Annotated in this window: 13 protein-coding genes; 9 read left to right on the forward strand and 4 right to left on the reverse strand. The window is 38.7% G+C overall.

The features are described 5' to 3' along the window. The first annotated feature begins 212 nt into the window (after positions 1–212). Entirely contained in the window at positions 213–1,007 is a 795-nt protein-coding gene (locus LRP81_RS07870; protein ID WP_230500802.1) for a DUF2935 domain-containing protein, read from the forward strand. A 307-nt stretch (positions 1,008–1,314) separates the two neighbouring features. On the opposite strand, the gene LRP81_RS07875 is transcribed toward LRP81_RS07870, so the two are convergent. Then, positions 1,315–2,292 (reverse strand): ABC transporter substrate-binding protein, encoded by a 978-nt coding sequence (locus LRP81_RS07875; protein ID WP_230500719.1) that lies wholly within the window; start codon positions 2,290–2,292, stop codon positions 1,315–1,317. 175 nt (positions 2,293–2,467) lie between these two features. On the opposite strand from LRP81_RS07875, the gene LRP81_RS07880 reads away from it, so the two are divergent. From LRP81_RS07880 to LRP81_RS07900, 5 genes are read left to right on the forward strand one after another with little or no spacing between them, the layout of a single operon-like run. Then, the gene (locus LRP81_RS07880; RefSeq protein WP_230500720.1) at positions 2,468–3,472 is read left to right on the forward strand and encodes a FecCD family ABC transporter permease; all 1,005 of its coding nucleotides are present in this window, start codon (positions 2,468–2,470) and stop codon (positions 3,470–3,472) included. After that, positions 3,469–4,524, forward strand: a complete 1,056-nt coding sequence (locus LRP81_RS07885) for a FecCD family ABC transporter permease (protein WP_230500721.1) — start codon at positions 3,469–3,471, stop codon at positions 4,522–4,524. Before LRP81_RS07880 ends, LRP81_RS07885 begins: the two co-directional genes overlap by 4 nt. A gap of 16 nt (positions 4,525–4,540) precedes the next feature. Next, positions 4,541–5,359 (forward strand): ABC transporter ATP-binding protein, encoded by an 819-nt coding sequence (locus LRP81_RS07890; RefSeq protein WP_230500722.1) that lies wholly within the window; start codon positions 4,541–4,543, stop codon positions 5,357–5,359. Beyond that, positions 5,359–6,108, forward strand: coding sequence for an IucA/IucC family C-terminal-domain containing protein (locus tag LRP81_RS07895; RefSeq protein ID WP_230500723.1), 750 nt, complete (start codon positions 5,359–5,361; stop codon positions 6,106–6,108). The genes LRP81_RS07890 and LRP81_RS07895 overlap by 1 nt, the downstream gene beginning before the upstream one ends. Positions 6,109–6,142: 34 nt before the next feature. Beyond that, positions 6,143–6,397 (forward strand): DUF2573 family protein, encoded by a 255-nt coding sequence (locus LRP81_RS07900; protein ID WP_230500724.1) that lies wholly within the window; start codon positions 6,143–6,145, stop codon positions 6,395–6,397. Positions 6,398–6,620: 223 nt separating this feature from the next. Here the strand turns inward: LRP81_RS07900 and LRP81_RS07905 are convergent, their stop codons facing one another. Both LRP81_RS07905 and LRP81_RS07910 read right to left on the reverse strand, forming a co-directional pair. Beyond that, positions 6,621–6,959, reverse strand: a complete 339-nt coding sequence (locus tag LRP81_RS07905) for a spore coat protein (RefSeq protein WP_230500725.1) — start codon at positions 6,957–6,959, stop codon at positions 6,621–6,623. Between the two features lie 15 nt (positions 6,960–6,974). Continuing rightward, positions 6,975–7,241: a hypothetical protein gene (locus LRP81_RS07910; protein WP_230500726.1), complete on the reverse strand. Its 267-nt coding sequence runs from the start codon at positions 7,239–7,241 to the stop codon at positions 6,975–6,977. Between the two features lie 249 nt (positions 7,242–7,490). On the opposite strand from LRP81_RS07910, the gene LRP81_RS07915 reads away from it, so the two are divergent. After that, entirely contained in the window at positions 7,491–8,408 is a 918-nt protein-coding gene (locus LRP81_RS07915; protein ID WP_230500727.1) for a proline dehydrogenase family protein, read from the forward strand. 93 nt (positions 8,409–8,501) lie between these two features. Here the strand turns inward: LRP81_RS07915 and LRP81_RS07920 are convergent, their stop codons facing one another. Next, on the reverse strand, positions 8,502–8,648 hold the full coding sequence (locus tag LRP81_RS07920; protein WP_230500728.1) for a YuzL family protein: 147 nt from the start codon (positions 8,646–8,648) through the stop codon (positions 8,502–8,504). A gap of 225 nt (positions 8,649–8,873) precedes the next feature. Between LRP81_RS07920 and LRP81_RS07925 the strand changes: the two genes are divergently transcribed. Both LRP81_RS07925 and LRP81_RS07930 read left to right on the forward strand, forming a co-directional pair. Beyond that, the gene (locus LRP81_RS07925) at positions 8,874–11,258 is read left to right on the forward strand and encodes a 3-hydroxyacyl-CoA dehydrogenase/enoyl-CoA hydratase family protein (protein WP_230500729.1); all 2,385 of its coding nucleotides are present in this window, start codon (positions 8,874–8,876) and stop codon (positions 11,256–11,258) included. A 54-nt stretch (positions 11,259–11,312) separates the two neighbouring features. Continuing rightward, positions 11,313–12,491 (forward strand): acetyl-CoA C-acetyltransferase, encoded by a 1,179-nt coding sequence (locus tag LRP81_RS07930; RefSeq protein ID WP_230500730.1) that lies wholly within the window; start codon positions 11,313–11,315, stop codon positions 12,489–12,491. Positions 12,492–12,532 lie beyond the last annotated feature (41 nt).

The raw sequence follows: 12,532 nt of genomic DNA on the forward strand, positions 1-12,532 counted from the left end.
ATAACCGTCGATATCCCTCTGTTTTGGTCGATATCTTGAAATAACCGTCGATATCTTCCTCGCTTTCGTCGATATCCCGTTAATGATCATCGTGGCATCCCTAGTTTTGATCACACATAAGGATGTAATAAAATCACAAAAGTTACTTGAATAAGACAAAACTCCTTTACATATATATTTCAATGGAAGTTCCAAATAGGAGGGGAGATATTCTGGCAAATCCATTCGTTGCAAGGTCGTTAGATGAAATAAGATTTTGGTCTAGAATTATGAAAGAACATGCCTTATTTTTGAGTTTAGGTTTTACTTTTGAGCAAACAAAGTTGATTGAAGAAGCTAAGCAGTTTATTTCTTTGTTCGAAAGAATTGAAGAAAAGTTATCGAGATTTACTCTAGATTCTGATTTACGTGAGGTTCAAGCATTCAATAGTGAAGTTTATCAAGCGGCAGCAGCAATATGGAGTTATAAACGAAAGGTTTTAGGTTTAACATTAAGATGTGAAATCCGCCATAACAATTTTCCTTTGTTGATTGATCACACAAGTAGAGAAGCAGCATACTTTGCTAATCGACTGAAGGAGCTCAATGAGGGAAGGTTAGCACCTACACCAGATGATGTTATAGAAGAAAATGTATTCTTTTTAAAAATTATGGCTGACCATGCAAAGTTCATCGGTCATCTTTTAGACCCTTCGGAAAGAAAATTAGTGGAACAGGCGAGAGAATTTAGCCATGATTTTGACCAGCTAATGTTTCAGGCAGTCGATTTAGACTCTATGCGTCCACAATCGGAGACTGTACCAATTTTAGATCAATTCTTGGATCAAAACAGAGTTTCAGTTGCCTCCCTGAGAGATTTTAAGAAAACAGCAAGAGATTTAATTGAAGCTTGCCGAATAAAAAGCAATATTCATCCGCTTTTAGCTGACCATACTTTTAGAGAGGCCGAGAGATTTTTGGAAATCATAGATTTATTTGAGGAAAACCTTAAAGGGACACAAATATAAGAAGACTTTATTAAGAGATAAAACCCAGCACAAGGTAATAAGTATTGATTAGATATATGATAATTTAAAATAAGGTAGCAACCCTGCCTTACATAAAATCCGTAGCAGTTTGTTTGCTACGCATTTTTTTCGTAAGCAACTATTACTTTTGTGTCACTCAGTGTTTCGACAAAATCGTTGAGTATTGCCTCTCCTCACCCAATAAATAGTCTAATCGCCAAAAAATACTAAGATGGTCCATAAAAACGATATCAAGAATGCAACCCAAAAGAAAACGGCTCCCAAATAGGGAACCGGCAACCAATCATTATTCTACCTCTAAAAATAACCTCTCAATATCATCGAGCATGAGAGAAGCTGCCAATGCACCACCAGCTGTGTTCCAAACAGGGTCACTAACTTCGTGGACATTGCCTGCTTTAGCAACCTCAAGGTTTTTGAAAAGAGGATCCTCTAACCATTCATCTTTGATTTTTGATGCTTCACCATCACCAGTTTCGTAAGAGAAGTAGAACAAAATATCTCCGTCCATGGCTGGGATTCTTTCTTTCGTGGTATTCATTTCTGCAAAATCATCAACATCTTGGGATTCAGGGCGAGCAAAACCAAGCTGGTCGAGAATAATACCTGAAAAGGAATCTTTATGGTAAATGCGAACGTCCCCGGCAGTGAAACGAATGATGGAAACTTCTTGCTCAAGCTTGTCTCCTAGCTGTTCACTTAAATCTGCAACTCGTGCATCAAAATCTCCTAGAACTTTATTGCCTTCTTCTTCTTTATTCAATGCCTGTGCATAAAGCTTGAAGTTTTCTTGCCAGTCACCACGTAATGTTTCTGCAAATACAGTTGGAGCAATAGCGTTCAGTTGTTCGTAAATATCTTCTTGACGAAGCTTGTTTCCGATGATTAAGTCTGGTTGTAATGCAACAATAGCTTCAAGGTTAACCGCACTTTCTGTTCCAACCACTTCGACACCTTCCATGCCTTCTTTAATATGATCGTACCAAGTGTCTCCTAGCCAAGATTGAACGGCTCCAACTGGCTTTACCCCCATCGCTAGTAATGCTTCGGTCCCTTCATTCGTTAAAATAACAACTTTTTTTGGAGTCCCTTTAATGGAAGCTGTGCCCATTGCATGCTCTACCTCATAACTTTCACCTTCTGATGCGTTAGCCCCAGCTTGATCAGATTCAGAGGCACCATTATTGCTGGAACACGCTGCTAAGATAAGGGTAGTTATAATAGAAAGAAGTAGTAAATTAAAAACTTTCGTGTTTTTTAACATATATGTATCCCCCGTGAAATAATGATAATGATTTTCATTTACAGATTAAATAGTACTCTCGATGAAAAATAAAGTCAATACTTTTGAGAATGATTTTCAAAGTCATTGACACAATCTTTTAATTCTCCTAAACTTGTAGTTGGATAAAAGTTGATGTAGATAGAAGGTACAAAAGATGATACTACACAAAAACAGTCATAAAGTAGTCGGATTAATAGTTGGAAGTATCCTTCTATTTTTTAGCTTTGTGGCAAGTGTTATATATGGATATACAGATACAAGTCTTGCACTTTCCATTGATGCCTTCAGAAATTTTGATGGATCAAATGAACATATTATTATTCAGTCAGTTAGACTTCCTAGAGCGATAATAGCAGCAGTTGTAGGAGGGAGCTTAGCTATTTCAGGTTTATGGATGCAGGCATTGACGAAAAACCCCCTTGCCTCACCTGGGGTATTTGGAATCAATGCCGGAGCAAGCTTCTTTGTGGTGGTAGCGGTATCTTTCTTTTCCGTTACCTCCTTGCAAACTTATACATGGCTTGCTTTTGCTGGTGCAGCAGTTGCTGCATTTGCGGTTTACTTTATCGGCTCCTTAGGAAGAGAAGGGCTTACTCCTATGAAATTGACACTTGCCGGTGCAGCCTTTGCTGCAATGTTTTCGTCTATGACGCAAGGATTGCTAGTTATTAATGAAACTGCCCTCGATCAAGTATTATTTTGGTTAGCAGGGTCTGTGCAAGGTCGAAGTCTTAGTATTGTTTATACCGTTTTACCTTATATTTCTGTCGCCTGGATAGCCTCTATGTTTATAGGAAGAAAAATAAATTTACTGGCAATGGGGGATGATGTGGCGACAAGTCTTGGTGTAAAAACGGGCTTGGTGAAGATTATAACTGCACTCATCATTATTCTCTTGGCAGGTGGTGCAGTTGCCATCGCTGGTCCTATCGTGTTTATTGGAATTGTTATTCCACATGTGGCAAGGTATTTTGTTGGATCAGATCATCGCTGGCTTGCACCATATTGTGGTATTCTCGGAGCAATATTGCTATTGGCTGCTGACATTGGCGCAAGATATGTTATCATGCCACAGGAGGTACCTGTCGGTGTTATGACGGCAGTGATAGGAACCCCATTCTTTATCTACATAGCAAGAAGGGGGTTCCATGGAAAATGAAAAACTATCAAACCTTTCGTCTTGGTAAAGACAGATTATCCTTTTTTATGGATAAAAAAGCTCTTTTTACCATTCTTGGTCTAACCATTGCAACAGCATCCCTTTTTATAATAAGTACTGGGATGGGAGAGATGAAAATATCACCATGGAATGTACTTAAAGTATTCTTCGGTCAAGGAGAATCCATGGAAACATTAGTCGTCCAATCTTTCCGACTACCTAGAATTATCGTGGCGCTTTTAGTTGGAATATCACTAGCAATTGCCGGTGCAATATTACAAGGTATAATACGGAATCCTCTGGCATCTCCTGATATTATAGGGCTTACTGGTGGAGCATCGACTGCAGTTGTTTTGTTTCTTGCCATTTTTAGCGACGGCAATCATTCACTGACTGTAAGTATTCAATGGTTACCATTAAGCGCCTTTGTCGGTGCAACAGTCATTGCTATTCTTGTTTATATGCTTGCATGGAAGAATGGCTTGTCTCCTGTCAGACTGGTTTTAATAGGTATCGGAATATCAACGTTAATGCAAGCATTAACAACATTATTTATGTTACTCGGTCCTATATATAGAGCAAGTCAAGCCAATATTTGGATAACCGGTACTGTTTATGGTTCCAATTGGGGGCATGTGAAAATTTTATTACCGTGGACCATTTTGCTGGTCATTATCAGCTTAATGGTTGTAAGACAGCTGAATATCCAAGAGCTTGGGGATGAGGTTGCCACAGGTGTAGGTGGAGCAGTTAATAAACATCGCATGGGCTTACTTTTTTTAAGCACAGCGTTAACTGGAGGAGCAGTTGCATTTGCTGGAGGAATCGGTTTTGTCGGATTGATGGCTCCACATATTGCGCGCAGATTGGTTGGTTCTTCCTTTGGAGTGCTGATACCAACGTCTGCATTGATAGGAGCATCTCTAGTAATGCTTGCGGACTTAATAGGTAGAACGTTATTTTCTCCTTTAGAAATACCGGCGGGTGTATTTACTGCTTCCATTGGAGCACCATATTTTATTTATCTGCTTTATAAAACGAGAAATTCATAGTGAGAGGTGGAATAGTATGAACGCGCTAGAAACGAAGTCCCTAACATTATCCTATGGTGAATCAATTATTATCGAGGAATTAGATTTGAAGATTCCAAAAGGGGAAATTACCGTCTTTATCGGTGGAAATGGTTGCGGGAAATCCACCCTGTTACGCTCATTAGCTCGTTTGTTAAAGCCGAAGCAAGGAAATGTACTTTTGGACGGAAGTGCCATTTCAGGACAGTCCACAAAAGAAATCGCGAAACAGCTAGCTATCCTACCACAAGGTCCTATTGCTCCAGAAGGACTGTCTGTACTTCAATTAGTTAAACAAGGTCGTTATCCTTACCAATCATGGTTGAAGCAATGGTCTGAGCATGACGAGAAAACCGTTTGGGACTCATTACGTGCGACTAGAATGGAGGAATTCGCCGAAAGACCAGTGGATTCCCTTTCTGGGGGACAGCGTCAGCGTGCATGGATTGCCATGACATTAGCACAGGAAACGGATGTCATATTATTAGATGAACCGACAACCTATCTTGATCTAACTCATCAAATCGAGATTTTGGATCTTCTTTTTGAGTTGAATGAAAAAGAAAAAAGAACGATTATAATGGTGCTCCATGACTTGAATCTCGCCTGCCGTTATGCCCATCATATCGTTGCAATACGGGACAAGAAAATATATGCACAAGGTAAACCGGAAAAAGTCATTAACTGTGATCTTGTTAAAAATGTGTTTGATATGAACTGCCAGGTTACTACTGATCCCTTATTTGGTACCCCACTTTGCATTCCCCATGGTCGCGGCAGATGTTTAGTACCAAATTTGGAAGGGCTGAGAGCGTGATGAGTTCACTTACTAAACAAGAATTTCGGTTTCTAGAAGAGAGCTGTCGATTTATTACGGGAGAAACAGAAGTGGAGGATACAATATCCCTACATGATTTGATTCATAACGGCTCAATCGATTATCTGGAAAAAGTGAAGAATGTATTAGGAACTGATGAGCTGGATGTTGCTGCATCTCTCTTGATGAAAAGATTAGGATTTCTTACCGTTAACTATCTTTTATCGATGTCTGCTTTTAATAAGACAATAAAAGTAGATTCAGCTGAAATCTGGATAGATTCTTTTGTGGAAAATAATAGTTGGTTACCTAAGCTCCGTTATACAAATGTGGAAGCAGTGGTGGCCCCAGCCGATGATCGGGAAGCTTGGAGACTAAGCCATTTTGATGAGCTTTTTGGTGGGATTATTACGCCGTTAATCAATCGAATGGCAAAAGAAACGAAGGTATCCAGACAAACACTTTGGGAAAATATCATGCTATATGTATATTGGATGTATGAATCCATCTTACCTAACTTGGATATTGAGGCACCAAATCAAGAAGAGGATTTTGCAAGCCTGAGAAAAGCAAACCCAGCTATATTTGGAATGCGACGAAATCCAGCTGCTACATTTTACAAACCAAAAACGTATGTGGAACAGCATCAAGCTGAAATCAGAGTTCGGACAACATGCTGCTATTATTACAAAACGACTAGCGAAGGCACCCGTTGCTCCACCTGTCCACTAGATTGCAAAATCAATTAGCCTTTTTGGAAATAGTGATTGGAGGTGCTGTAATGTGAATGAAAAATTAGAACAACAATTAGACGGATTACTAGAAAAATACACAGAGTTATTGTTAGGTGAAGGAACGGAAGAGCACAAAGAAAAAGTGAAAGCATGGGTGCTTTATATATATATTTCAAAATCTATGCCGCCGCTCGTTAAGCACTGGAATGAGCAATACCCGGATGCTAAACAGGAAATGATGACATTGATAAAAGAAATTAAAGAATTGAATGATACACATAGGACAAAGAGCGGAAAAAATTAACTTCCGAAAAGAGGTTGTTGTCTTATAAAAAGGACGGGAAAATCATTTTTCTGTTCTTTTTTTTGAACTTAGAAAAATGAATATGTACGCGATGGGATAAGCCGATTTATATACTAAACCCCATAAGATGTTTGGTGTCATTTCCGCATGGCACATACAAAAAAGCAACGAGACAAGCCTAAATCATGCTTTCTGTTGCTTTCTCATTATTATTTGTAAAACCTTACTGCATCATGCCGTTATTTCCATAAGGAAACTGATTTGTATAGCCTTGGAATTGTTGGTATTGCTGTTGGAGCTTTGTTTGCTCCGCAGTTTCCAATCCATACCAGCCTTTTTGGAACATTGCATTGTAAAGATCTCGCTGACAATTTTGTGTTTCATTAAATATAGCAAGTAAGTCTGTATAAATTTGTTGATTACTTGCTTCATTTAGTGCTGTACTATAGGATGCAGTCATGTATTTTTCAGTTGAAAGCATATCGTTTATGAAGTCACGATCACTCATTTGTGGAGTTTTTGTAACTTGTGTTTCAGGGTTTTGAATTTTTTGCTGAGTCATTTCATGTCCTCCTTTCTATTGGATTGGCTGCTGTTGTTGGGCTTGGTTTTGACTTTGTAGATGAGTCAATATCTTTTGGTAATGCCTTTGATGCATTTGCCCAGCTTTTTCTATAGCTGTTTTCACATCTTGATCTTGACACTGACTGGCAAAGAAATGTGCTTTTTTCATCGCAAGCAAATTCCATGAAAGCATATCTGCAAAATATAAAGAATCTTTAACCGTTACAACTGTTGGTGGTTGTGAATAAAAATTTGGTTGTTGAGATTGCTGTTGTTGCATGTTCTTACCTCCTATCATAATCTTTCACATGTAGAGTATCCTTTCTTTGTTTTTTTATGTAGCAATACAGAAATTTTGACAACAAAAGTCACTATTTCCCGACAAATAATTTGTATTCAAATTTTTGAAAAGATGATAAAATGATGGTGTAATTTGATTTTTTCACTCAATGAAAGCGTTCACTATACATTTTTAACAAAGGTAGCAATCAGAGAGGGACATCATGATAAGATTGGAAGGAGAAACACGATGGAACAAGTAATGAGAAATACATTTTTATACCTTTCCAAAAATAAAGCACTAACGAAAATGGCTAGAAAATATGGCTTGCGTTTTGGTGCAGGGCGATTTGTAGCTGGTGAAAGAATTGATCAGGCTGTTACAAGTATTAAAGAGCTTAATGAAAAGGACCTTTGTGTGACAATTGATTATCTAGGTGAATTCATTGATACAGAGGAAGAAGCAAATGAAATGGCCGATAATTCCATTGAAGCAATTCGTGCTATTGGTCGAGAAAACCTGGATTCTCAGCTTTCCTTGAAAATGACCTCGATGGGATTGGATATATCCGATGAAGTAGTTATGCGTAACATGCGTAGAATTCTCGATGCAGCAAAAGAAGAAGGCGTTTTCGTAACGATTGATATGGAAGACTATTCTCGTTGCGGAAAAACGATCGATGTTTTTAAAAGGCTAAGAGAAGAGTATGACAATGTTGGAACAGTCATCCAATCATATCTTTATAGAACCGTAAAGGATATGGAAGATCTAAACCAATATAATCCGAATCTGCGTCTTGTTAAAGGTGCCTACAAGGAGTCACCAGAAGTTGCCTTCCCAGAAAAGAAGGATGTGGACGATAACTTCAAAAAAATCATTGAAATGCATCTCTTAAATGGCAATTATACAGCAGTTGCGACACATGATGACACAATGATTGAATACACAAAAGAAATCGTGAAAAAACATGGAATTCCAAATGATCAATTCGAGTTTCAAATGTTGTATGGTATCCGCCCAGAGAGACAGTTGGAGCTAGTAAAAGAAGGCTATAAAATGCGTGTGTATGTTCCTTATGGGACAGACTGGTATGGTTATTTCATGCGTCGCCTTGCAGAGCGTCCAGCAAACGTTGCTTTCGTTCTTAAAGGGATCATTAAGAAATAATGATACAAAATTCCATTATAAAGTTAGCTAAAATGCCTATCAAATTTGATAGGCATTTTCTTTGAAATTAAGAGCCGTTTATAAAGCTATTTACTAATCTTCCATATTCTGCTTCCCATACTGTTGGTTGTTACTCGTCTTTTTACCATTATAGTCCATTTCAACGGTTGGGCCAGCGTTTCCTTTCACGCTTGCAGCACTTTTAGCAGCTTGAGAAGGTTGCTTTTTCATTTTTGCCATTTAAATCACCTCCACGTTTTTCTTTTTCCCAACAGGTGATATGCACATGCAAAGAAGCAAATAAAATAAAATGGTAAAATCTTATTTATTTATTGCGAAAATATTCAAAATACTTTATAGTTAATGCTAAGGAATTCTTATATAAGGAGATATTTTTTTGTTGGAAAAATGAATGAGCATTCATTCAAGTTTTTTCTTTAAACTAACTATCAAGGGGGAGGAAGAATGAAACAAAGAATTAAAAAGGCTGCTGTAATCGGTTCTGGAGTAATGGGATCAGGAATTGCAGCTCATTTAGCAAATGTTGGTATTCCTACAATCTTGTTAGATATTGTCCCTAACAAATTATCGAGTGAAGAGGAGCAAAAAGGTTTAACACTTTCAGATAAAGCAGTGCGAAATAAATTTACGAATACAGCATTACAAAAGCTTATTAAGCAAAAACCAGCACCTTTGACAACCAAATCCAACATTGCCCTTATCGAAGCTGGCAATTTGGAAGATGACATAGAGAAAATTGCTGAATGTGATTGGATTATTGAAGTTATAGTAGAAAATCTCGCTATCAAAAAACAACTATTTGAAAAAGTAGATGCATATCGTAAACAGGGAAGTATTGTGAGCTCAAACACGTCTGGAATCTCTATTGAAGCAATGGCAGAGGGCCGTTCAGATGATTTTAAAAAGAACTTCCTCGGTACGCATTTTTTCAATCCGCCTCGTTATTTAAAGTTGTTGGAAGTAATTCCAACAAAAGATACAGACTCGGAAACAGTTAGCTTTATTAAAACCTTTGGAGAAGACGTTCTTGGTAAGGGAATAGTGGTAGCAAAGGATACACCTAATTTTATTGCCAACAGAATCGGAACTTATGGGCTCCTAGTAACAGTTAGAGAAATGCTAGAGGGTGGCTACAGTATTGGAGAAGTGGATTCCGTTACAGGACCAGTTATCGGTAGGCCGAAAAGTGCCACTTTCCGTACGCTTGATGTTGTTGGGTTGGATACATTCATTCATGTGGCAAACAATGTTTATGAAAAAGTGGACGGTGAAGAGCAGCAAGTTTTTCATATCCCTGATTTTATGAACAAAATGCAGGAAAAAGGCTGGTTAGGATCAAAATCTGGGCAAGGCTTTTATTTGAAACAAGGAAAAGAAATTCTGGAACTAAATCCTGAAACATTGGAATATGAAGCGCGTAAAAAGCTGAAAACTCCTGCTCTAGAAATGAGCAAACAGGCAAAAGGGTATAGCGAAAAAATGAAAGCGCTTGTATATGCAGATGACAGAGCAGGAAATTTATTATGGAGTATTCTCGCACCAGTACTTAGCTATTCTGCTCAACTACTTGGGGAAATTGCAGATGATATCGTTGCAATTGATCAAGCTTTAAAATGGGGATTTGGCTGGGAGCATGGTCCATTTGAAACATGGGATGCAATTGGCTTAGAAGAATCTGTTATGAAAATGAAAGAAGATGGAATACCGGTTCCAAAATGGGTAGACGAATTGCTAGCTAAAGGACATCGTTCCTTTTATAAAAAGGACAATGGTGTTTCTTCCTTCTATGACAGAGGAGAATTTAGAGAGCTAACTGTAAATCCAAAAGTCATTCAACTTAAATCATTAAAGGAAACAAAGGGTGTAATAAAGAAAAATTCTGGAGCAAGCCTCATTGATCTTGGAGATGATGTAGCCCTTTTAGAGTTTACATCACCAAATAATGCCATTGGTTTGGATATTATTCAAATGATTAATTATGCATTGGAAGAAGTGGATCGGAATTACAAAGGGCTTGTCATTGGGAACCAAGGGAAAAACTTCTGTGTTGGCGCTAACCTTGCCATGATTTTAATGGAGGCTCAAGACGACAACTATTTTGAAATCGATATGGTTGTAAAGCACTTCCAACAAGCAATGATGAAAATAAAATATAGCTCCAAGCCTGTTGTTGCAGCACCTTTTGGAATGACATTAGGAGGAGGAACAGAAGTCTGCTTACCTACTAGTCAATTACAAGTATCTAGTGAAACATATATGGGGCTTGTTGAAGTTGGGGTTGGATTAATACCTGGTGGCGGCGGTAACAAAGAGCTTTATATCAAACATTTAAATAGTATGCCTCAAGGGTTGGACTATGATCTTCAAAAGGTAGCCAATAAAGTATTTGAACAAATAGCTATGGCAAAAGTTTCTACTTCGGCTGCTGAGGCAAAAGATTTGCATATGTTAAACCTAAAAGATCAAATCAGTTTTAATGGGGACCATCTGATTCACGATGCTAAGCAGGCGGTCATCAACCTATATGATAGTGGATATGCTGCACCTATTCGTAAAAAAATCCCGGTAGTAGGTGATACAGGGTATGCAACATTAATGCTTGGAGCTCACAACATGCATTACTCTGGTTTTATTTCCGAGCATGATTTGAAAATTGCTAAGAAACTTGCTCATGTAATTGCAGGTGGGAATGTACCATTTGGAACGGAAGTAGATGAGCAATATTTGCTTGATTTAGAGCGGGAAGCATTCCTAAGTCTTGTTGGAGAAGCAAAATCCCAGCAGCGTATGCAACATATGCTTGTAAAAGGAAAGCCATTAAGAAATTGATCTTGTTTCATAGACTTACTCTACAAAACTAGAAGGAAAAGCGAGGGGAGCATTTTGAAAGAAGCGGTAATTGTTGCTGGTGCAAGAACACCAGTCGGAAAATCAAAAAAAGGATCACTAGCTACCGTTCGACCAGATGACCTTGGAGCGTTAGTAGTGAAAGAAACGTTGAAACGAGCAGGTAATTACGATGGTCCTATTGATGATTTAATTTTTGGTTGTGCTATGCCTGAAGCTGAACAAGGACTGAATATGGCAAGAAATATTGGGGGCTTAGCAGGACTGCCATCAAGTGTTCCAGCCATAACGATAAATAGATACTGCTCATCTGGATTGCAAACAATCGCATATGCAGCAGAGAGAATAATGCTTGGACATTCTGAAACTATCATTGCAGGTGGCGCAGAATCGATGAGCATGGTCCCAATGACCGGGCACACAGTAAGGCCAAACGCACGACTCGTGGATTCTGCACCTGAATACTATATGAGCATGGGACATACAGCTGAGCAAGTAGCCCGTAAGTATGGAGTAAGCCGTGAAGATCAAGATGCCTTTGCGGTGCGCAGTCATGAACGTGCAGCGAACGCAATAAATGATGGGAAATTTTCCGATGAAATTGTCCCAGTCAACGTTACAAGGCGAAATGTAGGAAAAAACAATAAACTAGAAGAATCTGTTTTCACTTTCAATCAAGATGAAGGAGTCCGTGTAGGTACCTCAATGGAAGTGTTAAGCAAACTGAAGCCAGCTTTTAATGTAAAAGGCTCGGTAACAGCTGGGAACTCCTCTCAAACATCAGATGGTGCTGCATCTGTTCTGGTAATGGAAAGAGAGAAAGCAGAAGCACTTGGATTAAAGCCGATAGCCAAATTCCGATCCTTTGCGGTTGGAGGAGTGCCTCCTGAAGTAATGGGAATTGGCCCGGTAGTAGCCATCCCCAAAGCACTAAAACTGGCTGGATTAGAACTCTCGGATATTGGTTTACTTGAATTGAATGAAGCTTTTGCATCCCAAGCTATACAAGTAGTTAGAGAATTAGGACTTGATGAAAATAAGGTGAATGTCAACGGTGGAGCAATTGCACTCGGACACCCACTCGGATGTACTGGAACTAAATTAACCCTTACTTTATTACATGAAATGAAACGCCGCAACGAACAATTCGGGATTGTCAGTATGTGTATTGGCGGGGGAATGGGTGCTGCAGGAGTATTTGAGTTATTAGCATAAGGACGTTCACTTTGGACATTGAAACCTAGACTTGTTACACA

The sequence above is a fragment of the Sutcliffiella rhizosphaerae genome (assembly GCF_917563925.1).
Taxonomy (GTDB): Bacteria; Bacillota; Bacilli; order Bacillales; family Bacillaceae_I; genus Sutcliffiella_A; species Sutcliffiella_A rhizosphaerae.